At 51.1% G+C, this 25,806-nt stretch carries 24 protein-coding genes and 2 pseudogenes; 16 read left to right on the forward strand and 10 right to left on the reverse strand.

The features are described from left to right. The first annotated feature begins 205 nt into the window (after positions 1–205). The gene (locus tag B9L19_RS08420) at positions 206–1,183 is read left to right on the forward strand and encodes a bile acid:sodium symporter family protein (protein ID WP_025950821.1); all 978 of its coding nucleotides are present in this window, start codon (positions 206–208) and stop codon (positions 1,181–1,183) included. Positions 1,184–1,373: 190 nt separating this feature from the next. Here B9L19_RS08420 and B9L19_RS08425 read toward each other — a convergent pair whose 3' ends face one another. From B9L19_RS08425 to B9L19_RS08435, 3 genes are all read right to left on the reverse strand, one after another. Further along, positions 1,374–2,192, reverse strand: coding sequence for a rhamnogalacturonan acetylesterase (locus B9L19_RS08425; RefSeq protein WP_025950822.1), 819 nt, complete (start codon positions 2,190–2,192; stop codon positions 1,374–1,376). Positions 2,193–2,282: 90 nt separating this feature from the next. Next, complete coding sequence (locus B9L19_RS08430) at positions 2,283–2,678, reverse strand: CBO0543 family protein (RefSeq protein ID WP_025950823.1); 396 nt, start codon at positions 2,676–2,678, stop codon at positions 2,283–2,285. Next, positions 2,668–3,819 (reverse strand): DUF2515 domain-containing protein, encoded by a 1,152-nt coding sequence (locus tag B9L19_RS08435; RefSeq protein ID WP_047752989.1) that lies wholly within the window; start codon positions 3,817–3,819, stop codon positions 2,668–2,670. The genes B9L19_RS08430 and B9L19_RS08435 overlap by 11 nt, the downstream gene beginning before the upstream one ends. 85 nt (positions 3,820–3,904) lie before the next feature. Between B9L19_RS08435 and shc the strand changes: the two genes are divergently transcribed. The 5 genes from shc to B9L19_RS08460 all read left to right on the forward strand — a co-directional run bounded on the left by shc (position 3,905) and on the right by B9L19_RS08460 (position 9,046). After that, positions 3,905–5,761: a squalene--hopene cyclase gene (gene shc / locus B9L19_RS08440; protein WP_208615371.1), complete on the forward strand. Its 1,857-nt coding sequence runs from the start codon at positions 3,905–3,907 to the stop codon at positions 5,759–5,761. A gap of 230 nt (positions 5,762–5,991) precedes the next feature. Beyond that, the gene (locus B9L19_RS08445; RefSeq protein ID WP_047752994.1) at positions 5,992–7,242 is read left to right on the forward strand and encodes an esterase/lipase family protein; all 1,251 of its coding nucleotides are present in this window, start codon (positions 5,992–5,994) and stop codon (positions 7,240–7,242) included. Positions 7,243–7,377: 135 nt separating this feature from the next. Continuing rightward, entirely contained in the window at positions 7,378–7,965 is a 588-nt protein-coding gene (locus tag B9L19_RS08450) for a Uma2 family endonuclease (protein ID WP_047752991.1), read from the forward strand. Between the two features lie 2 nt (positions 7,966–7,967). Beyond that, on the forward strand, positions 7,968–8,273 hold the full coding sequence (locus tag B9L19_RS08455) for a 4a-hydroxytetrahydrobiopterin dehydratase (RefSeq protein WP_047752992.1): 306 nt from the start codon (positions 7,968–7,970) through the stop codon (positions 8,271–8,273). Further along, positions 8,270–9,046 (forward strand): 3-hydroxybutyrate dehydrogenase, encoded by a 777-nt coding sequence (locus B9L19_RS08460; protein WP_047752993.1) that lies wholly within the window; start codon positions 8,270–8,272, stop codon positions 9,044–9,046. Before B9L19_RS08455 ends, B9L19_RS08460 begins: the two co-directional genes overlap by 4 nt. 101 nt (positions 9,047–9,147) lie before the next feature. On the opposite strand, the gene B9L19_RS08465 is transcribed toward B9L19_RS08460, so the two are convergent. Continuing rightward, positions 9,148–9,675 carry a YceI family protein gene (locus tag B9L19_RS08465; RefSeq protein WP_025950830.1) on the reverse strand — a complete coding sequence of 176 codons (528 nt, stop codon included), beginning with the start codon at positions 9,673–9,675 and terminating at the stop codon, positions 9,148–9,150. A 159-nt stretch (positions 9,676–9,834) separates the two neighbouring features. On the opposite strand from B9L19_RS08465, the pseudogene B9L19_RS08470 reads away from it, so the two are divergent. Continuing rightward, positions 9,835–10,041: pseudogene (locus B9L19_RS08470) on the forward strand (MurR/RpiR family transcriptional regulator); the annotation flags it as partial. A 214-nt stretch (positions 10,042–10,255) separates the two neighbouring features. Here the strand turns inward: B9L19_RS08470 and B9L19_RS08475 are convergent. The 6 genes from B9L19_RS08475 to B9L19_RS08500 form a co-directional block, all read right to left on the reverse strand. Continuing rightward, complete coding sequence (locus tag B9L19_RS08475; protein WP_025950835.1) at positions 10,256–11,155, reverse strand: response regulator; 900 nt, start codon at positions 11,153–11,155, stop codon at positions 10,256–10,258. 29 nt (positions 11,156–11,184) lie between these two features. Continuing rightward, positions 11,185–12,441 (reverse strand): sensor histidine kinase, encoded by a 1,257-nt coding sequence (locus B9L19_RS08480; protein WP_241771978.1) that lies wholly within the window; start codon positions 12,439–12,441, stop codon positions 11,185–11,187. Positions 12,442–12,731: 290 nt separating this feature from the next. After that, on the reverse strand, positions 12,732–13,382 hold the full coding sequence (locus B9L19_RS08485; RefSeq protein ID WP_015375051.1) for an amino acid ABC transporter permease: 651 nt from the start codon (positions 13,380–13,382) through the stop codon (positions 12,732–12,734). Positions 13,383–13,398: 16 nt separating this feature from the next. Then, a complete protein-coding gene (locus tag B9L19_RS08490; protein ID WP_025950838.1) occupies positions 13,399–14,052 on the reverse strand; it encodes an amino acid ABC transporter permease in 654 nt (217 codons plus the stop codon). Between the two features lie 87 nt (positions 14,053–14,139). Next, a complete protein-coding gene (locus B9L19_RS08495; protein ID WP_025950839.1) occupies positions 14,140–14,985 on the reverse strand; it encodes a glutamate ABC transporter substrate-binding protein in 846 nt (281 codons plus the stop codon). A gap of 29 nt (positions 14,986–15,014) precedes the next feature. Then, the gene (locus tag B9L19_RS08500; RefSeq protein WP_015375048.1) at positions 15,015–15,743 is read right to left on the reverse strand and encodes an amino acid ABC transporter ATP-binding protein; all 729 of its coding nucleotides are present in this window, start codon (positions 15,741–15,743) and stop codon (positions 15,015–15,017) included. Between the two features lie 245 nt (positions 15,744–15,988). Here B9L19_RS08500 and B9L19_RS08505 point away from each other — a divergent pair, with 245 nt between their 5' ends. From B9L19_RS08505 to B9L19_RS08545, 9 genes and pseudogenes are all read left to right on the forward strand, one after another. Continuing rightward, the gene (locus B9L19_RS08505) at positions 15,989–16,936 is read left to right on the forward strand and encodes an aldo/keto reductase family protein (RefSeq protein WP_025950840.1); all 948 of its coding nucleotides are present in this window, start codon (positions 15,989–15,991) and stop codon (positions 16,934–16,936) included. Positions 16,937–17,408: 472 nt separating this feature from the next. Next, complete coding sequence (locus B9L19_RS08510) at positions 17,409–18,437, forward strand: TRAP transporter substrate-binding protein (RefSeq protein WP_047752996.1); 1,029 nt, start codon at positions 17,409–17,411, stop codon at positions 18,435–18,437. Between the two features lie 28 nt (positions 18,438–18,465). After that, positions 18,466–19,065, forward strand: coding sequence for a TRAP transporter small permease (locus tag B9L19_RS08515; protein WP_047752997.1), 600 nt, complete (start codon positions 18,466–18,468; stop codon positions 19,063–19,065). Between the two features lie 49 nt (positions 19,066–19,114). Continuing rightward, positions 19,115–19,249 (forward strand): annotated as a pseudogene (locus B9L19_RS19555) (L-dehydroascorbate transporter large permease subunit); the annotation flags it as partial. A gap of 39 nt (positions 19,250–19,288) precedes the next feature. After that, positions 19,289–20,347, forward strand: a complete 1,059-nt coding sequence (locus B9L19_RS08525; protein ID WP_047752999.1) for a TRAP transporter substrate-binding protein — start codon at positions 19,289–19,291, stop codon at positions 20,345–20,347. A gap of 107 nt (positions 20,348–20,454) precedes the next feature. After that, positions 20,455–21,723, forward strand: a complete 1,269-nt coding sequence (locus B9L19_RS08530; RefSeq protein WP_047753000.1) for a nickel pincer cofactor-dependent isomerase, group 22 — start codon at positions 20,455–20,457, stop codon at positions 21,721–21,723. 13 nt (positions 21,724–21,736) lie between these two features. Then, on the forward strand, positions 21,737–23,938 hold the full coding sequence (locus B9L19_RS08535; protein WP_047753001.1) for a dihydroxy-acid dehydratase domain-containing protein: 2,202 nt from the start codon (positions 21,737–21,739) through the stop codon (positions 23,936–23,938). A gap of 110 nt (positions 23,939–24,048) precedes the next feature. Next, positions 24,049–24,825 (forward strand): IclR family transcriptional regulator, encoded by a 777-nt coding sequence (locus B9L19_RS08540; protein ID WP_047753016.1) that lies wholly within the window; start codon positions 24,049–24,051, stop codon positions 24,823–24,825. A 74-nt stretch (positions 24,826–24,899) separates the two neighbouring features. Beyond that, positions 24,900–25,796: a fumarylacetoacetate hydrolase family protein gene (locus tag B9L19_RS08545; RefSeq protein WP_047753002.1), complete on the forward strand. Its 897-nt coding sequence runs from the start codon at positions 24,900–24,902 to the stop codon at positions 25,794–25,796. Positions 25,797–25,806: the final 10 nt, after the last annotated feature.

The raw sequence follows: 25,806 nt of genomic DNA on the forward strand, positions 1-25,806 counted from the left end.
CTCATGGGCAACGTTTTGCCCTTCACCCGGCCATGAAAATGACTGCTCAAGGCGCATGCATTTTCACGGAAAACAGCTGAAATTTTTGCATGTTGAGACAATTCGGTTTTGTGCTTCTCTTTGCACGGCCACGGTGTATAATAGAAAAAGGTAGGACCAGGAAATGCGAACGCGCCCTTGAAGGCTCGATGTGGAGATGAAACCGATGTGGCAAACGATCAATCACATGCTGGAAAAGGTGCTGCCGGTGCTTACGCCGGCGAGCGTGGCGGTCGGCGTATGGCTGTCGGATGAATTGCGCGGTTATGCGGTGCTTGTTCCGTGGCTGTTTGCGTTTATGACGTTCAGCGGCAGTTTGCGGCTGCGGTTGGCTGATTTGAAAGAGGTGCTTATTCACCCCGGTCCGATCGCGACGGCGCTATGTTTGCTTCACCTCGTCATTCCGCTTTGGGCGTTTGGGCTTGGGCATCTATTTTTTGGCGGCGACCGGTTGACGGTGATCGGCTTTGTGCTGGCCGCAGCCATTCCGACCGGAGTGACGAGCTTCATCTGGGTGTCGATCGGACGGGGAAACTTGGCGTTGGCGCTGTCCGTCATTTTGATTGATACGTTTTTGTCGCCGGCTGTTGTGCCGCTGACGTTGCTGCTGTTTGCGGGAAGCGCGGTTGAGATCGATGTTTGGCAGATGATGCTCGGGTTGTTTTTTATGATCATTTTGCCGTCGCTAGGCGGCATGTTCGTGAGCGAACGGCTGTCCAATCAGGTAAATGAACGGCTTGCCATGGTATTGTCGCCGTTTTCCAAATTGGCGCTTGTCCTTGTTGTCATGATCAATAGCGCGGTTGTCGCTCCGTATTTTGGTCATGCTGACGCCCGCTTGGTTTTCATGGCGTTTCTCGTCTTCGTAATTGCGGGCTCCGGTTATTTCCTTTCTTGGATGGCGGCCCGCTGGCTGAAATTTGCCCCGCCGGACATCATTGCGTTGACGTTTACCGGCGGCATGCGCAACATCAGCGCCGGCGCGGTGCTGGCGATCACTTACTTTCCGCCGCCGGTGAGCGTGCCGGTTGTGCTTGGCATGCTGTTTCAGCAAGTGCTCGCGTCTATGTACCATCGCCTGCTGGACAAAACATATCATTTGTCGTCGGGCAGTCAGGCGCCGTTTGCCGGCAGCGCTCGATAGACAGCGGGAGGCGGGCAGCGGCGTCCGGCGAGGGAGCGGAGGGCCAAGGCGAAGGAGCGAAGAGCCAAAAAGATTGCTCATCCGGGATCGGACGGGCATGGGCAACAAGCCAAAGAAAGGCGTGGCCGGCGCCATCATTTCGCGGATGGGCGATGGATCTGCTGCGGTGGAGGGACGGGGCTGAGCCGGGTTAGCGGCTTGGCGCATGTTCCCGTTCCGGTGAACGGATGAGGTGGCGGCGAAGAGGAAGGTTGAGTTCGACAATTCCTTCCACGACGAGCCGGGCGATTTCCTTCGCCCCTCGCTGGTGAAAGTGGGTGTTGTCGCTGATGCCGTCCGGGTAATTGGGGTGTTCGCCCGGTGCGAGCCATAAAAACCACCGTTTCGTCCGCTCCGGACCGAGCTGTTCAAACCGCTGTTTGCTTTTCGCCGTCAAATCGATAACCGGCACATGTTCTTGTTTCGCCAGCGCTTTCATGGCGGCAGGATAAAGTCCGTGGGAATCGAGCGCCTGCCCGTCGGCGGAAAAGCGCCGCCGCTCGACCGGGGTGATGAGGACAGGAGTCGCCCCTTTGGCGCGGGCGCCGTCAATATACTGTTTCAAATATGTCTGATAGGTGGTGAACGGATCGGTGTGGCGCTCCGGGTCGTTCACCTTTTCATCGTTATGGCCAAACTGGATGAACAAGTAATCCCCTTTTTTCATCTCATGCAACAGGCGGGCCAACCGCCCCTCCTCGACAAAACTTTTCGCGCTGCGGCCGGAAGCGGCCATATTTTTCACCATGACGTTGTCATCAAACCAATCGTCGAGCATTTCACCCCATCCGGCCCGAGGAGCGCGGGAGCGGGGGGCGGCGGCAACGGTCGAATCGCCTGCCAAGTAGATCGTCATGACGGCCCGTCCGCCCGTTTTGGATGCTTTCCCGTCCGTGTCCGGTTGGGCGATGAGGGCAGCGCTGGCGGCGATGACAGCCAAGCAAAGGAATGCGGCTTTTTTTCTTCTCAATCGGATTCCTCCTATCCGACAGCTGCTCGTCTTTTCGGTTTGTTCCCCGTTATCGTTGCTCGCCGCCATTGCCTTTATGCGCCATTCGTGCTAGTCAACCGTTTGGAATCGGCGGTAGAATTCCCATATTATTGAAAGAAAAAGACCGTAACCGGCAACTGAATACCAATGGCTCCATTCAGCCGTGTGGGTGAACAAACCGTACGTCTCGGCTGTGGCCTCCAATGCGGCCGCCAATGCCGCCAATGCAGCGATGAGCCCAATGCGCCCAAGGCGGCTAAGCCGCTCCATGAGGGCAAGAAAGAAGACGGCGCCGAGCGGAAGAACGACGGCCGTAAAGAAAATATCGATCGAAAAGACAGAAGGAAAGGGCCGTTTCGGGAACGCATACAGCCCTTTTCCCGCCAAATACAAATCCAAATACGTCCCCGTCCAAGACGCAAGCAGCGCTGAAGCCACGTAGGCGCGACGGCGGCTAGCGCGCATGAAAGAAGGCGTGTTTGGCGATGATCGCCAGCTCCATTTTTTCGAGCGTTTCACAATAGGCATCCACAATCTCTCCATTCGTCGGTCGTTCCGGTTTTACAAGATAGCCGACAACGTGCGGGTCGGTAAACCAATCGCCGGGTTCGGCTGCTTCATGGACGACGTTTTTCCACGCGTGACGAAGCTGTGGGCTGTACAGGCGCGGGGCGCCGGGAACGATTCGGCAATCGCGGATGCGGCGGCGGTACGGCTCCCGTGGGAACGATTCGCATACGTCGTTAAACAGCTGCGGCCAATAGTCTTTGCGCGAGCCGGTGTGCGGATGGCGCACCGCCCAGCGCACAGCGTTTTCCAATGTTTCTTCATCGTCAAACAAAATCGAGTACAACCGTTTGCCAAGCAAAATGCGTTCATGGAGCGACTCAAACTCGTGGAGTGTTTGGCCGATCAAGGCGGTGCCGCCCTGGCCATCGCCATGCGGAAATAAAATATGGTTGAAGTGAAGCAACTCTTGCAATTTAAATTCGAGGGTCCGAAAGACGGTTTGCCGGAACACAGGATGTTGGATGACCCGCTGTTCTAAGTAGCTTTGTTCATTAATAACCAAGGCGATCGCCAGTGTATACGGATCGCCGCGGTTCCAAAAATGGCGCCATACCGTTTCCATAAACGTTGAGACGCCAAGCCACGGCAATAAATAAAATAACGGCTCCCCCCGCTTTTTGCTTTCCTCATACAACAAAAACTGTGGATAAATGTCTTGAAAAATGAGCCAATTGCCGCGCTCCAAAAAGGCGAAAAACGACTGCCGCTCGCCTTCCGAGAGCAGCCTCATGAGCAGTTCCCCTTTTAAGTCGGTCATATTCCAGCCGCCGTTGCGCGACACCATATGCCCTAAAAACGCCCAGTGGATTTCGCGATGGCGCAAGTAAAACGCAAGGTAAGCCGCTGTCCGGGTGACATTGTTTTCGTTTTGTTCCGCCGTCATCGCCTGGATGCGGCGGATGAGCTGCTGCTCTTTGGCCGTCAGATCGCGTTCTGATATCGTTGTTGCTTCTTTCTTTCTCTTTTTCTTCAGCTCCCGATAAAGATCAACGAGAGAAAGGGGAAGAGACGAGGTTTTTGATTTTCGGCAACGCATGATGAATCCCCCTCTTGGCGCATCGCGGGTTTGCGAATCGAATAAATATGGAAAGAAGCAGATTTTCGAAAAAGAAAGGCGATGAATAGTGGCGGATGAACGAAGCGCGCTCATCGATGTGCTCAAACGGTCGCAAAGCGCCGACGGATCGTGGCGGTTTCCGTTTGAAACCGGCATTTCGACAGACGCCTATATGATCATTTTATTGCGGACGCTCGGAATACATGATGAACCGTTGATTCAAGCGCTCGTCGAGCGGATCGAAAGCCGACAGGAAGCGAACGGGGCGTGGAAGTTGTTTGCCGATGAAGGCGATGGCAACGTGACGGCGACAGTTGAGGCGTATTATGCCTTGCTTTACTCTGGATATCGAAAAAAAACCGACTCGCACATGCAAAAGGCAAAAATGCGCATTTTGGAAATGGGCGGTTTAGAACGCGTCCACTTGTTTACGAAAGTGATGCTCGCATTGACCGGACAGTACCCGTGGCCAAGACGGTTTCCGTTGCCGCTTGCCTTTTTCCTTCTCCCCCCGTCGTTTCCGCTCAATATGTATGACCTTTCCGTGTACGGAAGAGCGAACATCGTTCCGCTTCTCGTCGCCGCGGAGCGACGGTACAGCCGGAGGACGGCGAAAAGCCCAGACTTGTCCGATTTGGTTGTTCCCCGCAACGACTGGCGGCTGCCTGAAAGCCGATCGCTATGGTCGTACATCAAGCGATCTCTCATCGGACTTCCGAACCAGCTGCATCATGCCGCCGAACAGCGCGCCGTCCGTTATATGTTTGATCATATTGAGCCGGACGGAACGTTGTACAGCTATTTCAGCTCGACGTTTTTGCTGATTTTTGCGCTGCTGGCGCTCGGCTATCCGGCAGACGATCTGCATATCGTCCGGGCTGTTCGCGGTTTGCGCTCACTGCGGACCGAAATTGATGGGCATACGCATATGCAATATACCACCGCTTCCGTTTGGAACACGGCGTTGGCGAGCTATGCACTGCAAGAAGCAGGCGTGCCCTTGATGGACCGGACGATTGAAAAAGCGAACCGCTATTTGTTGTCGCGCCAGCACATTCGCTACGGCGACTGGTCGGTGCACAATCCGCACAGCCTGCCGGGCGGCTGGGGATTTTCTGATGTGAATACGATGAATCCGGACGTCGACGATACGACGGCCGCGTTGCGCGCCATCCGCCGGACGGCAGCGAAAGAGACGGCGTTTCGCCATGCATGGGATCGGGCGAACCAATGGCTGTTTTCGATGCAAAACGATGACGGCGGGTTTGCGGCGTTTGAAAAGAATGTCGGCAAACGGTTTTGGCGGTATTTGCCGATCGAAGGGGCGGAATTTTTGTTGATGGATCCATCCACCGCCGATTTGACCGGACGGACGCTTGAATATTTCGGAACGTTCGTTGGATTAACAAAAGACCACCCCGCCGTCGCCCGCGCCGTCGACTGGCTGCTTGACCATCAGGAAGCCGACGGTTCGTGGTATGGGCGCTGGGGGATTTACTATGTATACGGCACATGGGCGGCGGTGACGGGGCTTTCGGCTGTCGGCGTCCCGGCCGATCACCCGGCGATGCAAAAAGCTGTTCATTGGCTTTTAAGCATCCAAAATGCTGATGGCGGCTGGGGTGAATCGTGCAAAAGCGACGGAGCCAAGACGTATGTGACGCTTGGCGCCAGCACGCCGGTCCATACCGCCTGGGCGCTTGATGCACTGATCGCTGCCGCCGAACGACCAACCGCGGAAATGAAAGCCGGCTTTCGCACCTTATTCCGCTTGCTTCATCATCCGAACTGGACGGCTTCCTATCCAGTCGGGCAAGGAATGGCCGGCGCCTTTTACATCCATTACCATGGCTACCGCTACATTTTTCCGCTGTTGGCGCTCGCCCATTACGAGCAAAAGTTCGGGCCGTTTGTGGATTAGCCAACCATCCGTACGAGGCCGTGATGGAACGCTGCCATGCCAGAGTGCAGCCACTTTCCATTGTCGGCGGGAAACGAAATGCGTCGGCACAAACATGCGCTTTTCTCTTTCTCTCACAGAAAAACCCGACAATTGCCGGGATTGAATCAGTTGGTTGATATATATAGAATATTCAGGTAATTATGAACAAAAAGACTCCGTTTATGTGAGGGGAGGAGAAGGATAGGATGATGAAAGGCTGCCGGGTGATGGTTGTGTTGCTTGGATTATGGTTTGTGTTCGGCCTGTCGGTCCCGGGAGGGCGGACGGAAGCGGCATCCCCACGCGCCAATGATGCACCCATCGTGCTTCTCCATGGGTTTACAGGATGGGGGCGAGAGGAAATGCTTGGATTCAAATATTGGGGCGGCGTGCGTGGCGATATCGAACAATGGCTGAACGACAACGGATATCGTACGTATACGCTGGCGGTCGGACCGCTCTCGAGCAACTGGGACCGGGCGTGTGAAGCGTACGCCCAGCTTGTCGGCGGAACGGTCGATTATGGCGCGGCCCATGCGGCGAAGCACGGCCATGCGCGGTTTGGCCGCACGTATCCGGGCTTGCTGCCGGAATTGAAAAGAGGCGGCCGCGTCCATATCATCGCTCATAGCCAAGGAGGACAGACGGCCCGCATGCTTGTGTCTCTCCTAGAGAACGGAAGCCAAGAAGAGCGGGAGTACGCCAAGGCGCATAACGTGTCGTTGTCGCCGTTGTTTGAAGGCGGACATCATTTTGTGTTGAGTGTGACAACCATTGCCACTCCTCATGACGGGACGACACTTGTCAATATGGTCGATTTCACTGATCGCTTCTTTGACCTGCAAAAAGCGGTGTTGAAAGCGGCGGCTGTCGCCAGCAATGTGCCGTACACGAGTCAAGTATACGATTTTAAGCTCGACCAATGGGGGCTGCGCCGCCAGCCGGGTGAATCGTTCGACCATTATTTTGAACGGCTCAAACGATCCCCTGTTTGGACGTCGACGGATACTGCCCGCTACGATTTATCCATTCCCGGAGCTGAGAAGTTGAATCAATGGGTGCAAGCCAGCCCGAATACGTATTATTTGAGCTTTTCCACCGAACGGACGCACCGCGGAGCGCTCACCGGCAACTATTATCCCGAACTCGGAATGAATGCATTCAGCGCGGTCGTATGCGCCCCGTTTCTCGGCTCGTACCGCAATGAGGCGCTCGGCATTGACGACCGCTGGCTGGAGAACGATGGCATCGTCAACACGGTTTCGATGAACGGTCCAAAGCGTGGATCAAGCGATCGGATCGTGCCGTATGACGGGACGTTGAAAAAAGGAGTTTGGAATGATATGGGGACGTACAACGTCGACCATTTGGAAGTGATCGGCGTTGACCCGAATCCGTCATTTGATATCCGCGCCTTTTATTTGCGACTTGCCGAGCAGTTGGCGAGTTTGCGGCCTTAATGAAGGGATGATCAGCCAAACGGGCAAAAAGCCATCTCTGTCAGATGGCTCTTTTTTTGTGGAGCAAGCACCTGAGTTGTATGACGGCCGCGGATGTCCGATGGTATAATAAGGGTAAAGCAAGCGGATGGGGGAATGGACGTGAAGCCAACCGAGCGGCAAAAGGAACGGTATACGTATCAAGATTATGTCAAGTGGGATGGACGGTGGGAGCTGATCAACGGCGTACCTTACAACATGGCACCGGCCCCTTCATTTGTCCACCAGTCGATTGTCGGTGAATTGTATGTCGCTTTGCGAGCGTTTTTTCGCGAAAAAGGATGTGCGGTTGTCATGGCACCGTTTGATGTGCGGTTCGATGAACAGGCCGACTATGAACAAGCCAAGCATGTCGTGCAGCCAGACATCTCGGTCATTTGCGATCAAAGCAAAATCGGCAGCCGAGGCTGCGATGGTCCGCCTGACTTGGTGGTGGAAGTGCTTTCGCCGAGCACTGCGCTGAAAGATCGGAACGAAAAATATAAGCTGTACGAACAGTTTGACGTCAAGGAATATTGGATCGTCGACCCGCTGCATCGGACGGTGGAAGTGTACGGCCGCGGTGAGAAAGGGTATGAGAAGCGGAGCGTCTTTGGCGAAGGCGATGTGCTCGTCTCGTTTTTGTTCGCTGATTGGACGGTTTCGCTGGCTGGCATATTTCAAAATATAGAGGGTGAGGGATAACGATGCGGTTAGCGGAAGAGGAAGTGCAAGCGATGCTTGAAAAAGCGGACGGCTGGAAGCTGACGGATGAACGATGGATTGCGAAAAAATACCGCTTTCAAGACTACTTGCAGGGAATTGAGTTTGTTCGGCGAATCGCCGCGATTTCGGAAGACGCCAACCACCACCCGTTCATTTCGATCGACTACAAGCTGATTACGGTGAAACTGTCCTCATGGCGGGCGAAAGGGCTGACGAAGCTCGATTTTGACTTGGCGAAGCAGTATGATGAGGTGTACGAACAGATGAAGCAGGGGGGAGGGGAATGATGGAACATCGCACAGCACTCATCACCGGCGCAGCGCGTGGAATCGGCTATGAAGTGGCGAAAACGCTGGCGGAACATGGCGCAAACGTGGTGCTCGTTGATTTGCGTCAGGAAGAAGTCGAGCAAGCTGCTCGTTCGCTTTGGGAGTTGGGCTATGAAGCGGTTGGCGTGAAATGTGATGTGACGGTTGAACAAGAGGTGAAGCAAGCGATCAACGAGGCCGTCAACCGTTGGGGGCGCCTTGATGTTGTCGTGAACAACGCCGGATTGCAACATGTGGCGAACATCGAGGATTTCCCGACGGAAAAGTTTGAGCAGCTCATCCGCGTCATGCTTGTCGGCCCGTTTTTGGCCATCAAACATGCGTTTCCCGTTATGAAACAACAGCGCTACGGCCGCATCATCAACATGGCGTCGATCAACGGGCTCGTTGGGTTTGCCGGCAAAGCGGCGTACAACAGCGCGAAGCACGGGGTGATTGGCTTAACGAAAGTGGCAGCGTTAGAAGGGGCGCCATACGGCATTACGGTGAACGCCCTTTGCCCGGGCTATGTCGATACCGAACTTGTCCGCGGCCAGCTCGCCGATTTGGCAGCGACCCGCAACGTGCCGCTTGAGAAGGTGCTTGAGGAAGTGATTTACCCGCTTGTGCCGCAACGGCGGCTGCTGTCAGTGGAAGAAGTCGCCCATTATGTCCTCTTTTTGGCGGGCGAACAAGCCAAAGGCATCACCGGCCAGGCGGTCGTGATCGATGGCGGGTATACGGCGCAGTAAACTCCCTCCCTTCGCCTTGCTTGAAGCGGGAGCCTTCCTTTCGGGATGATGATCAAACGCCCCCGGCATTTTTAGCGACGGGGGCGTTTCGCTTCGAACGCTCAGCTCAAGGCAAATTCAAAGCTCGCGAGGATTTTGACTTCTTTCCCGACGAGGAATCCGCCGGTTTCGAGCGCGACGTTCCATACCAATCCGTAGTCTTCGCGGTTGATTGTTCCTTCGACGTCAAAGCCGACCGAGATGCCGCCGGTGAGCGGGTTTTTCACTTGGCCGTTGTATTCGACTTTGAACGTTTCCGTTCTCGTCACGCCGCGGATCGTCAGCTTCCCGGTCACTTCATATTCCGTGTCGGACAGCTTGCGCACGGATTCACTGACAAACGTAATGGTTGGATAGTTCTCGACATCGAAAAAGTCGGCCGAGCGGAGATGGTTGTCGCGGTCGGCGTTTTTCGTGTCGATCGAGGCGGCATCGATCGTCGCTTTCACGTTCAGCGACTCGAGTTCGTTGATGTCGCCTTCGACCTCAACGTCAAAGTTGGTGAATTCCCCTTTCGCTTTGGAGATCATCATATGTCTTACTTGGAAGGCGACAGAGCTGTGCGCTTTGTCGAGTTGGAATGTTGTCATCGCTTTTCCTCCTCTTTGCGATTCATATTCACACCATTATCATAACAAATACATATCTTGAATTCAAATATTTTATGTTAAAGATTTTTTGGTGTGGAGAATAGGGAACTGTCCATGATAAGATGAAAGAAAAATGGTGCGCGGAAAGGGAGAAACAAGATGAATGAACTCGGCCTTTTAGCTAAAATCAAACAGCAAATGGAACGGTTTTCACCGGCGGAAAAAAAGGTAGCCGCCTACATTCTCGACCATGCCGAACTCGTGCCGAATATGACGACGAAGGATTTGGCCCAGGCGGCTGACACAAGCGAAGCGAGTGTCGTTCGTTTTTGCAAGGCGGCCGTCCGTTTTGCCTCATTCGTTGCTACTGAAGAGAAGAGCAGTTGGCCTGACGACGGAAAACATTTGACCTGTTTCTCAAGGGGACATCATCATAATTTAGAAGGCTGGCGATTGAACAAGAAGCGGAGCGTCGTCCCTCGTTTCGAGTTGAGAACCTTTTATAAAACCTTGCTCTTCTTCGCATTCGCGCAACCGCCGGCTTATATATTATATAAAGAAGCAGCTATTTTATGGCCTTTTAGACCCGCTTCAGCTCAAAGAAGAAAGCCGTTAAAAACTTCCGCACATTCATGCGGCATTCCGTCTCCATTTGGCCGCGTTCGAGTTCGTTCATCCGCCGGCGGATGTCGCCGAAATCAAACAGCCTCGGTGCGAAATGCTCGAACGTCGGGTTCGTGTAGTCGGTCAGGCCGAGGGAAGCGAGGTGGGTGAACGCCTGCAGGACGAGGCGGCGGATGCGCTGTTCCATCGCCCGCGCTTCCTTGGCAGTTTCGCCAGGGGGGAGGCCGTATTCCCGCTCGACGAGTTCGGCGTACAGCTCTTTCAGCGGCGGCAGTTCGCGCACAGGCTGGCCTTTTGCTTCCTGTTCTGCCAACCAGCGCACCACGAGAAGCACGTCCGCGCTGCCCGCTTCTCCAGCGACCCCGAGAAGAAGGAGAAGCTGTTCGGCCTGCTGTTCCATGACGGACGGCTTGGAAACGGCGGTGTCGGCCGTTTGCGGCTCAAGCCCTTTGAGCACTTGACGGATCGACTCAAGCGAGCGGACGGCGGAGAGATGATCGGCGACGCGCTTGAGTACAGACAGCACTTCATAACGGTTGATCGGTTTTTGAATGTATGTGTCAATGCCGTGCAAATAGGCTTGGCCGATCATTTCTTTGTTTTCCACTTGCGAGATCATGATGAATGTCCCCCGAAATCCTTCTTGCCGCAGCGCTTTCATCGTTTGAATTCCATCACGCCCCGGCATTAACAAGTCAATGAGCACCACATCCACGTGAAGCAAGTCGGCCGCGCGGACGTTCAGCCCGTCTTCCGCACAGCCGACCACCTCGCCGAGCCCGGATTCATGAATCAATTTTTCAAGCATCTTTCTGACAACAGGGTCATCTTCGATTAGAAAAAAACGAAGCGCCATCTTCCTGTTCTCTCCCTTCCTTGACTTGCCTATATGACGGCATTCCCTTGCCGGTCGGCCTCGCGATCGGAGGGTATTTCGGCGCCGGACAGTGTGTCTTGCAGGAGGCGGGCTGTCGGCACGGCAAGGCGAAACACCGTATGACCCGGCTCGCTTTTGACGAGCTGGAGATGTCCGCCAAGTGTTTGAGCAATATCGCGCGCATGGGTGAGACCGATGCCAGTCGACGGGTTGCCGCGCCGATCGTATTTCGTTGTAAATCCAGGTTGGAAAATCCAGGCGATGTCATCGGCCGCAATGCCGGGGCCGGTGTCTTCCACTTCGATGATCAGTTCGCTTCCGTGAAGACGCGCATGCAAGGTGACAGCCCCCATTTTCTCAATCGCCTCGACGGCGTTCGATACCAAGTTGTTCAACACGGAAAGAAGTGGATACAATTGGTCGGTCATGAGATCGATATGGCCGTTGTACGAAAAGGCAATCGTCTTTCCGGACAAGCTGGCGTACTTCTCATTGGCGCGAATGACCATGGCGCACAGCTCGGCAATCGGCACGCGTCCGCGCACGGATTGGCGCCCGATAAGCTTGGAAAGGCCGGCGAAAATGCGCTGCATATCCTTTTTCGTCTCATGAATATGTTCGGCAAGCTCTAGGGCGACGCGCGGTTCAACGTGCTTTCGTTCGATCAACTGCGAGTAAAGGTCATAGCTTTGGCGCGTCATGTCTTCCATGAGAGCCATTGATTTTTGCAAGTAAAACATTTCTTCATATAATCCGCTGCTCACCATCATGAGCCGCTCGAGTTCTTGCTTTCTCGCTTCGGCGAGCGAGCGGACATGTTTTGTCACCCACATGTTGTAAACGCCGATGACGCAGAAACTGCGCAAAATGGCGAACAACCATAAGACGATGATCGTTTGGCCGCTGAAGGAAAACGGTTCGCCCATCCCATATCGGATCCCTAGTTCACAGGCGTTCGCCAAAAAATCAAGCGCTGCTCCAACCGCTCCAGCGCGAATCGGTGCGGCCATTCGCTGGCGAAAACGAACGGCAGCCGCCATCATGGAAAAGCTGATATAATACCCGGCTGCCGGAAGGTGGGTCAGCACACTTTCTGAAGCGGACATTTCGCCCGTCAATGAGTCAAGAAAGACGCGAAATCCAACGACTGCTGCTCCCGTGCTGGCGCCGATGACAAACGGCGAAAGGGAGCGAAAGGCGACAAGCCCGAGAAAAAAGACAGCGCTGCCGAGCGAGACGCGAAACGGGCTGTCAAACGGGTTCATTTTCATTTCGCCTAGAAACGCGGCAGCCGAAAGCAAAAGCAACAAGAGCCAAAGCGGTTCTTTTTTTGCTGGTGTCAGTGGACGTCACCGCCTTTGTGAAAGTCGTGAACGAATCTCCAATTCTATTATATAACAGGAAAGTGAAAACAACGGGTGATTTTCGTGAAAAATATTCATTCCCCTTTTGACGCCTCAACGAGCGATGGAAATGGACGCTCAGGGAGCCAGCGGTGCAGCGAATGGCAAGAAAAAACCGTATGCCCCAGCTGAAAAAAGGGGATACGGTTTCCTTATCGCTGGCGGTATTCCAACCGGCGCGAAACGAGCGACAGTGAATAGTTGACGATAAAGTACATGAACGCCACCAGGATGAAAATCGGGATGACAAAATTGACGTTGCGGCCGTTAATGATTTGTGCATGGTTCATCAATTCCGGCAAGGAAATGACAATGGCGAGCGACGTATCTTTCAATAAGGAAATAAACTGGCTGACGATCGGCGGCACCATGCGCCGCAACGCTTGCGGCAAAATGATGTACCATAGCGTCTGCCCATACGTAAGCCCCGATGAGCGCGCCGCTTCGATTTGTCCTTTATCGATTGACTGCAGGCCGCTGCGGACGATTTCCGACAACATGGCCGATTCAAAAATGACCAAGGCCGAAATGGCGGCATATAGTTTATCCAGCTTTAATCCGACTTCCGGAAGGGCGAAATACGTAAAGAAAATGATCAAGAGCAGCGGCAAGTTCCGGATTGTTTCGACCAGCACAGCCAGCAGTTGGGAAAGCACCGGGATTTTCGTATAGCGAATGACCCCGATGACAATGCCGAAGATAAAACTCAAAACAATGGAAATGAACGCCACTTCCAACGTGACGAGAAACCCTTGAAGCAAAAACTTCAAATGGGCGGGCGCATAGGCACCGGCAAAATCCATCATTTGGCCTCCTTTCCTACCGCGCCTTGAGCAGCCGGCGTTCTAAGTAGCCGACGCCAAGGCTGAGCGGGATCGTTAAGACGAGGTAAAACAAGGCGACGAAAATGTAAACGTCAAAGGTGACGAACGTTTTCGAGGAAATCAAGTCGCCGTAATACATTAAATCCAACCCGGCAATGACGCCAAGCACCGAAGAGTTTTTCACCAAGTTGATGAACTGGTTGCCAAGCGGTGGAATGACGATTTTCACCGCCTGCGGCAAGATGACGTAACGCATCGCCTGCAAGTAAGTCAACCCGGATGAGCGCGCCGCCTCCATTTGTCCTTTCGGAACGGCTTGAATGCCCGAGCGGATCGCTTCGGCGATAAAGGCGGCGGTATATACCATCAACCCGAGCGTTCCAGCGGTAAACGAGTCAAAACGAATGCCGACGGCGGGCAAGCCCATAAAAAAAACGAACACGATCAAGACAAGCGGGATGTTGCGGATGAATTCCACGTACGCCGTTCCGATCCAATTGAGCGGGCGAATCGGGGCGATGCGGAAAATGGCGATGATGGTCCCTAAAGCCAAGCTGCCGATGAGGGCCAGCACGCTGGCCTTGATCGTATGGCCAAACCCTTGCATATACAAATCCCAATGTTCAACCAAAATGGAAAAGCGCAACAAAACAAAGCGCCTCCTTTCTTTGCGGAATCATAGCCTTTCCTTTGGGCAAACAGGTGGGCGGATGTGTTCCGCCCACCGTTTCACCTGTTATTGTTGCGGCTTTTTGCCGATCCATTTTTCGTAGATCTTGTCGTATTCGCCGTTTTCTTTGATTTCTTTTAAGTATTCGTTGATGACTTGCAGCAATTCTTTGTCTCCTTTGCGGACGGCGATGCCGTACGGCTCTTCCGTGAACGTTTCATCAAGGACGCGGTAGTTCGGATCTTGTTTCGCCATGCCCCAAAGCAGCGCGTTGTCGGTCGTGAGCGCATCGCCTTGGCCCGCTTTCAATGCAGTAAACGCTTCCGCGTAGTTTTCAAATTCAAGCACGTTGACTTGCGGGGCCGCTTTGCGGATGTTTTCCGCCGATGTCGAGCCTTTCGCCGTCAAGACCGTCATGCCTTTTTTCAAGTCTTTCACGCTGTTGATCGGGCTGTCTTTTTTCACAAGCAGCGATTGGCCTGCCATAAAGTACACATCCGAGAAATCGACTTCTTTTTTCCGTTCCTCGGTGATCGTCATCGTCGCGATGATCGCATCAATTTCCCCGTTGTTCAACATCGGGATGCGCGTTTTGGACGTCACTTCTTTCAATTCAATTTTGTTTTCATCGCCGAGAATTTTTTTCGCCAGCCCTTTGGCAATATCAATGTCAAATCCTTCGACTTTGCCCGTTTCCGGGTTTTTCAATCCGAATAAGTTCAGATCGTATTTGACGCCAACAACAAGCTTGCCGCGTTGTTTAATTTTTTCAAGCGTATTGGTCGCTTCCGTTTTTTCTGACGATGTCCCGCCTTCCCCTTTGTCCGTCGTGCTGCAGCCCGTCAACGCGACAGCGCTCAATAAGGCCGTCAAGGCGACGGCAATCCACCATTTCCATGCTTTCTTTCTCATGAGAAAAAACCCCCTTTGATTGACCGGAATTAATGGTTCAAAATGCGGCTTAAAAAGACGCGCGCCCGTTCTTCTTTCGGCGCCGCGAAAAACTCCTCAGGCGGCGCTTCTTCTAAAATGCGGCCTTGGTCCATAAAGACGATGCGGTCGGCCACCTCGCGGGCAAATCCCATTTCATGGGTGACGACAACCATCGTCATCCCTTCTTTCGCCAGCTGCTTCATGACATCGAGCACCTCGCCGATTGTTTCTGGGTCCAGCGCCGATGTCGGCTCATCAAACAGCATGATTTTCGGTTTCATCGCCAACCCGCGGGCGATGGCGACGCGCTGCTGCTGGCCGCCGGACAGCGCGGACGGATAGGCGTTCGCTTTGTCTGGGATTCCGACTTTTTCCAAGTAATACATGGCGATCTCGTTCGCTTCTTTTTCGGACATGCCGAGCACTTTGCGCGGCGCCAACGTGATGTTTTGCAAAACAGTCATGTGCGGGTATAGGTTGAAATGTTGGAACACCATGCCGATATTGCGTCGCAGCTCGTTGATGTTGACGCCTTTGTCGTTCACTTTGACGCCGTCCACGATCAATTCGCCGCTTGAAATCGTCTCAAGCCGGTTGATGCAACGCACAAGCGTGCTCTTGCCCGATCCTGATGGCCCGATGATGACGACGACTTCCCCTTGGTTGATCGTCAAGTTAATGTCTTTCAACACATGAAAATCCCCGTAGTATTTGTTGACTTGGTGGAAATAAATCAATAGCCCCCCTCCTTTGTGACAAATTTGTGAATGTTTTTCGAATTCATTGTAAATACACACCTACGAAAATCTACGGAAATCTACAAAAATTTTGTGAACCGGAGAAAAATCGATGATGGAGGCAAAGAGACGGAAGCCGTTTTTTGAATAGTAAGGCAAATGTCTTTGCAAATCCGCAGTCGAGGATTATAATGGGACATGAAGAATTTGGCATTGATGGCCGCTGAAAGGAGAGGAAAACGCAAATGAAGTATCGAAAACTCGGCCGCACGGGGCTGAAAGTCAGTGAGATTAGTTTAGGCAGCTGGCTTACATATGGAAATTCGGTAGAAAAAGAAACCGCGATCCGCGTCATTGACAAGGCGTACGAACTTGGCATCAACTCGTTTGACACGGCGAACGTCTACGCGCGCGGGGAAGCGGAAAAGATCGTCGGCGAGGCGCTGCGCAAATATCCGCGCGAATCGTATGTCATCGCGACGAAAGTGTTTTGGCCGATGGGCGACGGACCGAACGACCGCGGCCTGTCGCGCAAGCATGTGTTTGAACAGCTCCATGCGAGCTTAAAGCGGCTGCAACTGGATTATGTCGATATCTACTATTGCCACCGCTATGACAAAGAAACGCCGGTCGATGAGACGTTGCGTACGATCGACGACCTCGTCCGCCAAGGAAAAGTGCTGTATGTCGGCGTGAGCGAATGGACGGCCCAGCAAATTCAAGAGGCGCTCGGCGTGGCCGACCGCTACCTGCTCGACCGGATCGTCGTCAATCAGCCGCAATACAACATGTTCCACCGCTATATTGAAAAGGAAGTCATCCCGGTGTGCGAACAAAACGGCATCAGTCAAATCGTCTTCTCGCCGCTCGCGCAAGGGGTGCTGACCGGCAAATACAAGCGCGGCCAACAACCGCCAGCGGACAGCCGCGCCGCCGACCCGAAGGCGAACGCCTTTATTCAGCGGCTGCTGAATGATGACGTGTTGGCGAAAGTCGAACAGCTCGAAAAAGTCGCCGCTGAGCTTGGCATTACGTTGTCCCAGCTCGCCCTCGCCTGGGTGCTGCGCCAGCCGAACGTCGCCAGCGCCTTAATTGGCGCCAGCCGCCCGGAACAAGTCGAAGAAAACGTCAAGGCGGTCGATGTCGTGCTCAGTGATGAGGTGCTGGAGAAGATTGAGGGGGTTTTGGCGTAACAGGCCAACGAGCCGTTCTCCCGAAGATAAGGTTTGCGTCGGGAGGATGGCATTTTTTATGGCTGTTGATTGTGTTTAGGAGGACTTTTATTTGCCTTTGTTGAAATAAACAGCGCCATTGTACAGAAATAAGGGCAAATTTCATTATTTTATATTGACTGTTCGGAAAATTTTGATTAACATAAAAATATCAGGCCTGATTAACTACATTAATAAACATTGTTTTATAATATAAAACAAATTCGATTGGATGTTTTTAATTTTTTACTGTTTTTCAAAACTAAGTTCTACTATATCAAACCACACAATGTTAGTTTTTTAAACAGGCATCTTCCAACGTTTAGAAGCGAGTTCAGAAGCTTGTCTTTTGAAAGTGCTTTCTGAAAGCGCTTAATATCCATCTTAGTAGTAGTAGTTAACCCTCCATTTTCTCTGATATAAGAACAGTGTTGCAAAAGGAGTTGATAGTATCATGAGACGAATGGCAGTTTTTGCTGCTGTCTTATCCCTGTTGCTTCTGTTACTTTCCGGTTGTGGGAGTTCCGGATCCAAATCAACGGTCGGAGGAAAAGCGGGTGGAACTAGGGTAATCAAGGTGGCCAATTATTTTGCCGAAAGTCACCCACAAAATGTTGCGTTGCGTGAAAAGTTTAAAAAGATTGTTGAGGAGAAATCCGGCGGCAGTCTTAAGGTCGAGATTTATCCTAATAGTGCTTTAGGTGCAGAGCAGGAGTTTTACAACGGTGTTCGCAATGGCACGATTGAGATGGGGATTCCGGGGTTGATTATGCAAAATGACATCCCCAAAATGGGAGTTCCTGAATGGCCGTTCTTATTCAAAGATTTTGAACATGTTAAAAAAGTGTTGAATGGTCCGATCGGGAAAGAAATTACTGCAGAGCTTGAGGCGAAACATGGTGTTGTTCCGCTGGCGTGGAGTGCAAATGGGTTCCGGATGTTTTCTTCAAATAGAACGATCGACTCAATCGACGATTTTAAAGGATTGCGCCTGCGGATGCCTAATATCCCGAACTATATTACGATTGGAAAATTGTTGGGAGCTAACGTGACCCCATTGCCGATTTCGGAAGTGTTCACTGCTTTAGAGCAAAAAGTGGTAGACGGGCAAGACAACCCAATTGCGACATTGCGGGCTTCCGGGTGGTACGAAGTTCAAACAGATGTATTGGAGTCAAAGCATATGTTTAGCCCGAATGTGTATGTGGTCAATAAAAAGTTTTGGGACAGCTTGACGGACGAACAACGGAAAATTATTCAAGAAGCAGCTAAAGAGGCAGCCAACTATGAATTTGAGCTGATGGAAAAAAGTTACGAAGAAGACAAGAATTTTTTGCAAGAGCATGGGATTAAATTCACCACTCCTAGCGATGAGTTTGTGAAGCAGATGGAAAAAGCTGTACAGCCGCTGTATGACGAGCTGTTCAAAAAATATGACTGGGCTGAAGACTTGTATAAGAGAATCAAAGCAGAGGCGGAATAAATAAGATAAGCCAAAAGTCAAAAGGGTGATGGAATTGTTCAAAAAGGCAGGGAAATTTTTGGATGGCGCTCTGAATGTATTGATGGCCGCGACGCTTGCTTTCATGTGCATTTTGGTATTCGGCAACGTCGTGCTCCGCTATGGGTTTAACTCCGGTATCACCTGGTCGGAAGAAATGTCGCGCTTTCTCTTCATTTGGATGTCGTTTCTTGGAGCCATTGGTGCTTTGAAGGACAATGACCATCTAGGCGTCGACACATTGGTAAGAAAACTGCCGACCGGTGCTAAGCGCATCGTATTTGTTATCAGCAATGTCATCGTGCTGTATGTGCTTTATTTACTGTTGGACGGAAGCTGGAAAATTACGCTCAGCAGCGTCGGAAGCCGAGCCCCGGCCACCGGTCTGCCGATGGCGTTCATTTACGGGACCGGGCTTGTCGTCAGCATCGGCATGGGCCTCATCATTTTGTACCATTTGTATCAGGCGCTGTTTCGCCCCGGGGCAATTGAGGAGCTGACGAAAATGAAAGAATCGGAAGAAGAAATCATGGCGGCCGCTCCCGTCGAGCACGAAGCGGCAGAATGGGCGCACGGGCGAACGCAAGGCGCCGCTGGAGGTGAGCGGTAAATGGCGTTGGTCGTTTTTATCGGGTCGCTGTTAGGGGTCATGGCGCTCGGTGGCGAAAATCAACATGGAAGACATCATGAAAGGAGTTTGGCCGTTTTTGCTGGTGGAGACGCTTCTGTTGCTTTTGTTGATTTTCTTTCCGTCTCTTGTGACTGTGCCGCTTGGGTGGTTTACGGGCAGTTGATGAATATTCCTATTAAATATTAAGGGGGTTGCGAGGGCTATGAAAAAAAGAAATGTGATCCGAAAGATAATGACCGGCTGCATAGCTATGGGCTTGCTTTTCCTGACCGCGTGCAGTTCAGGAACGACTCAAGGAGGGGATGCTGGCAAGAACGAATCGAAAGGAATTCAATCACGAGTGATTAAAGCCGGAATTGGCCTGAACGAAGACCATCCTCAAGGACAAGGTTTGCTTAAGTTCAAGGAAATCGTCGAGCAAAAAAGCGGCGGCAAACTCAAAGTTCAAACATACTTCAGTGCTACTTTGGGTGACGACTTGAAAATGACCGAGGCACTTCAAGGCGGGACTCAGGAAATTACAATTCCATCGACTTCGCCGCTTGTTGGAATGATTAAGGAGTTTGGCATTTTCGATTTTCCGTTCCTTTTTAATACACCTGAAGAAACCGATGCTATTTTAGATGGGCCGATTGGAAAAAAACTGTTGGAAAAGTTGCCAGAGCACGGGTTGATTGGGCTTGGTTACTGGGAAAACGGATTTCGGAACGTAACAAACAGCAAACACGCCATCAAGACAGCCGGCGATTTTAAAGGATTGAAGTTGCGGACGATGCAAAACGAAGTGCATATTGATGCGTTTAAAGCGCTTGGCGCCAATCCGACACCGATGCCTTTTTCAGAAGTGTTCACAGCACTGGAAAGCAACACTATTGATGGTCAAGAAAATCCATTGGCAACGATTAAGTCAAATAAATTTTACGAAGTGCAAAAATATTTGAGCTTAACCAAGCACGTTTACACTCCATTCGTATTCCTCGTCAGCAAGAAGTTTTGGGATCAGTTATCGCCGGAAGAACAAAAGATTTTACAAGAGGCTGCAATCGAAGCTGGAAAATATCAACGTCAACTGAGTCGGGAAGAAGATCAAAAGGCATTAGAAGAGTTGAAAAAGACAGGTATAAACATCAATGAAGTCAGCGATCAGGAACGTGAAAAAATGGCTGAAATCATTAAACCTGTCGTTGAGAAATACGCGAAAGAATTTGGCGAAGACCTTGTCAATGAACTGTACAGCGAATTAGATAAAGTGCGGCAGTGAAAACAATATGCCGACAGTTGAAAGAAGGGGGCAATGAGCGTTTGCCCTCTTCCTTCCGAAATGCATTGAGGATTAAGCGATCAATTAGAGATCGAGGGAAGATACAGATGAAAATCATTCATGATATGCTCAAAAATATTCCTATTCCTAAAATGATAAAGGTAAGGCAAAATTTTTACGCTCCTGAAATTGCTGATGTCCCTAAAGCAGTTCATCAAAGCATCAATCAGGCAGGTGTTTTGAAACGGATTTCTCCAGGCGATCAAGTCGCTATTGCCGTTGGAAGCCGAGGCATTGCCGATATCCCGATAATTGTCCGGGAAGTCGTAAATGCCGTAAAACAAGCGGGAGGCATCCCGTTTATCGTGCCGGCGATGGGGAGCCACGGGGGAGCGACGGCGGAAGGACAGAAAGAGGTGCTCGTTCATTTAGGGGTGAAAGAAGAATTTGTTGGGGCGCCGATTCGCTCGAATATGGATGTTGTTGAAGTTGGAAGGCTGGGTAACGGGTTGCCGGTCTACATAGACAAACACGCTTATGAGGCAGACAAAATTATTGTTATCAATCGAGTTAAGCCTCATACAGCGTTTCGAGGCCCGGTAGAAAGTGGATTAATGAAAATGATCACGATCGGGCTTGGTAAGCAAAAAGGGGCTGAAGCGGCCCATCAATATAGCTTCAAATACATGGCTCGACACGTAATAGATATGGCGAAGATTGTCATTCAACAGGCGCCGATTATTTTTGGTGTCGCTGTGTTGGAAAATGCGTACGACCGTCCGGCTAAAATCGTGGCGATTCCGGCCGAGCAGTTTGAAACGGTGGAACCAGAATTATTGGTTGAAGCAAAATCGCTCATGCCGAGAATCATGTTTAATCCAATCGATGTGCTTGTCGTCGATGAAATCGGGAAAGATATTTCCGGCGACGGGATGGATCCAAACATTACAGGAAGGTATGCGACCCCTTATGCAAGCGGCGGCCCGGATGTCACACGAATTGTTGTACTGGGGTTGTCAGAAAAAACAGATGGCAATGCTAATGGAATTGGCTTAGCCGATATCACAACTAAGAAAGTGAAAGAACAGATCATTTGGGAAAAAGGGTTTGCAAACGCCTTGACAAGCACTGTCGTTTCTGTTGTCAAGTTGCCGATGTTTTTGGAAACAGAAGAGCTGGCAGTCAAAGCGGCAATTAAAACGTGCAATGCGTTTGATCTAAAAAAAGTGAGAATGGTCAGAATCGAAAATACATTGGCGCTTCGGGAAATTTGGATTTCCGAAAGTCTTTTAGATGAAGCGCTCCAAACGGAAGGGATTGAGATTTTGTCATCGCCGATGGAAATGGATTTTTCGAGCGAACAAACATGGGGATAAGGGGAGATTTATAATGCCAGCGGTTGCTTATCCGCGAATTGAGAGTCAGGTTAACCCATATCGCGACAATGTTCAAGGAAAGGCCAATGAGCCGATATGTGTTGCTGGTTTGTTGGACCGTTCAAAACAAATTTTAGCTTCTGAGTTAAAAGGAGTGCAGCCAGACTGGACATTAGAGGAAATCTACGATCGGCTGCACCATAACGCCCCTCGGATTGCGATTATAGGGGGATCGCCGGATCATCCTGCGCATATCATGGATTTTCAAACGATTGCCCGGGCAGCCATTCGCATTTGGCAAAATGGCGGTGTGCCGTTTCAATTTTCGACACCGGTGATGTGCGACGGGACGGCGCAAAGCAACCAAGGAATGAGCTATTCGCTGCAAAGCCGCAACGCCGTGGCGCAAATGATTGTAAACCAACTGGAAGCGCACAGCTACCACGGGGCGTTTGTCATTCAAGGGTGTGACAAGCAGCCGCTTGGCGTAGTCAGCGCGTTGGCCCATCTTGACCGCGTCCGTCGGGAGCGGGGAGAGCCGCCGTTCTTCGCGACATTTGCGCCAGCCCATGTATTAAAAGGCGGGACGATTCCGCCTAAGTTGTATGCCGAGCTGGAAGAAGTCGCCCGACGGGCGGAACTTGCCGGGGAAGAAGACATTGCCCATGACTTGCGGGATGCGCTCGCGTATATTTTGCAGTGCTCTTCCAACACGGCGTTTCAAGGGGTGCTCGAACGGGCGAGAGGAAAAGGGCTCATCACGAAAGAGCAGCACGAAGACTATGAAAAACGGTTGGCGGTAGCGACCTGCGACAGCCAAGGAGGCGTTTGCGCCTTTAACGGAACCGGCAACAGCTCCCGGCATTTGATCGCCGGATTGGGATTGATTCATCCCGCCTTGGAATTGCTCGCCGCCCCGCCGACGCAGGAACAAATAAATATGGCGTTGGACAGCCTCGCCCATTTAATGAATGATCCGGTGTATGGAGTGGCCAATATTATGGCGGCCAACATCAAAAACGCGATTCGCATCCACAGCGCCACCGGCGGATCGACGAACATTATGATGCATATTGTGGCGGCTATGCTTTATGGGGGCTATCAGTTCGACCTGTGGGAGTATGATCGCATCCACCATGAAGTGCCGGTGCCGGATTTATTTGACTATAGTTTAACGGAAGGAAGAGACATTTTCGCACTGGCTGTTCAGTGTTGCAGCGGGAAGATCCGGGGAATGGAAACAGTATTCCATGAACTGATGAACAATGGGGTGCCGATGGATGTGGATGCTCCGACGGTAACCGGAACGACATGGCGGGAACGACTGTCTGTCAACCAAGCGCAGCTGTCGGCGCAAAACGTCGAGCACAATCCGGTCATCTTATCCAAACCGAGACGTCCGTTTAGCGGGGTCGACGTGTTGTCAGGCAACTTCTTTGAAAGTGCAGTGGTGAAAATCAGCGGCATGGCGACAAGGCAAATTGACGAGTTTGACAAGAAAGTCGCCTTTGTCCTGTATTACGAGAACGAAGACGATGCCAACGAGGGGCTGCTTGATGTTCATTTATTGGAAAAAATCAAACAAAACCGCTGTTTTCACCATCAAAGCTTGCTCGCTGCCTTGAAACATAACGCGCCGCATTTGTTTGAGCCATTGAAAGATCATGAATATGACGACCTGTTTGATGCGATGGCAAGGGAAGGGGCGCTGAAAATCGCGGTTGTGATCTCCGGCCAGGGGCCAGAGGCGTTCGGAATGCCGGAAATGTTTACTCCGATGCAACATATTAACGCAAATCGGCAATTGAAACGAATCGCGACTTTAATTAGCGATGGACGATATTCGGGTGTCACGTATGGAGCGGCCATCGGACATATGACGCCGGAAGCCATCCGCGGCGGAGGCATTTTGTATTTAAAAACGGGGGATCTTCTCTACATTGGCCTTCGTGAGCGGAGAATCGAATTTGTCAATGAATTGGCGTTCCGAAATGGAACTCTACGGTTCGAGTTTGAATCGATCAAGCAGGAAAGAACGGAAATTGCCAACCAACGCGTGGCGGCGATGCGCAAGCGCCAACGGCGGATTGCGGCGAGCAACCGATTGATTGGGCATACCGATGCCGCCCATGGAGTTGTTCCGCTGCCGATTGCCGAAGAGGCCGTGTATGACTACAAAAAGGATGTTGTCCTTCCTACAGTCAAACGATCATAACGGGAGGATTGAAGTGATTTATGCCTTTCACCCTCCTGTATTATAATAAAGTTAAGACGAATTTCTCAGTTGTCCAGGTCATAAGAATTCTAGCAAAGAGGGTGAAAGCATTGCCATTAATTCAAGCAGTTGATCGTGCTCTCCGTATTCTAGACTTATTTGATGAATACGAAACAGAGCTAAAAATCACTGATATCAGCGAGCGGATGCAGCTTCATAAAAGCACGGTGCATTCACTGTTGAAAACGCTGCAGCACCATCATTATATTGAGCAGAACCCAGAGAATGGGAAATATCGATTAGGAATGAAGCTGTTTGAGCGGGGAAACCTCGTCATTCGTCATCTTGACATCCGCTCTATTTCCAAAAAGCATTTAATTGATCTTTCCATTAAAACGGGGAACACAGTTCATTTAGTAATTCTTGATGGAAAAGAAGGGATTTATATTGACAAAGTTGAAGGGACATCAGGAACAGTGTTGTATTCTAGGATTGGACGCAGGGTCCCGATTCACAGCAGTGCAGTCGGGAAGGTGCTTGTTGCTTTCAAAAACGAGAAAGAGCTGAAGGAACTTTTGCAAGGATATGTGTATAAACGGCACACCGCCAATACTATTGCAAGCGAGGAGGAATTCCTTCAGGAGCTCGAGTGGGTGCGGAACAACGGTTATGCTTTAGATAGAGAGGAAAATGAGCCTGGCATTACGTGCGCCGCTGTTCCTGTCCATGACCATTCGGGGAATGTCATTGCAGCGATCAGTATATCTCAGCCTTCCGCGAAAGTGGACGATGTTGTCCTTAATGAGGAAATTCGCTTGCTTCAAAACGCTGCCGAACAAATTTCACGAGAAATGGGGTACGTTCAGCATAGGCATCTTTCTGTTTAAACTGTGTGATTTCTTTTTTTGGCAGGATTATAAAACCATGTTTTTTAATATAAAACAATAGAGGGAGAGGACTTATGAGAATTATCCGGTATATTGAAGATTCGCGTACCGTATTGGCTGCCTTAACAGACGATCATACTATATACCCATTGCCGTTTGCAGATTTAATGGATGTCGTACACGAAGCCAAAAAGAATCAACTGTCCGTTTTTCGCTACATTCAAACTGTAATCAGCGGGAAACAGGGGATGAAAAAAGAATTAGCCGAATTGCATCTTCTCGTTCCCATCGTCGCTCCTGAAGTATGGGCTTCTGGGGTCACATATGAGAAGAGCCGGGATGCGAGGAACTACGAAACATCTGAAAAAATAGATGGTCAAGAGACGTGCTATGATCGGGTGTACGATGCAGAAAGGCCGGAAATCTTCTTTAAATCCACTGCTGCTCGTACAGTGGGCCCCAATGCTCCCATTTACTTGCGCAGTGATTCCAATTGGCAAATTCCTGAACCGGAATTGGGACTGGTGATTACAGGAGAAGGTGAAATCATTGGTTATACGATCGGAAACGACATGAGTTGCCGGGATATCGAGGGGGAAAACCCGCTGTATTTACCGCAAGCAAAAATATGGAAGCACTCATGTGTAATCGGCCCTGCCATCCGCTTAGCGGAGACGGTGGATGATCCGTATAACTTGCAAATTATTTGCCGCATTTACCGCAACGACCAACTTGTTGTTGAGGAAAGTGCCAATACAAGACAGTTGAGAAGAAGATACGATGAGCTAGTATCTTTTTTGCTCCGAGACAATGAGGTGTTTGATGGTACGGTATTATTGACAGGAACATGCATTGTTCCGCCGAATCAGTTTACCCTTGAAGATGGGGATCGAATTGAAATTGAGGTTCCTGGGATCGGGGTGTTATCTAATCCAGTAAAATCGTTGGTAAAACAAACTGTTACTAAATAGAAGAGGGAGT

Origin of the sequence: Geobacillus thermocatenulatus (genome assembly GCF_002217655.1) — a bacterium.
Lineage (GTDB): Bacteria > Bacillota > Bacilli > Bacillales > Anoxybacillaceae > Geobacillus > Geobacillus thermocatenulatus.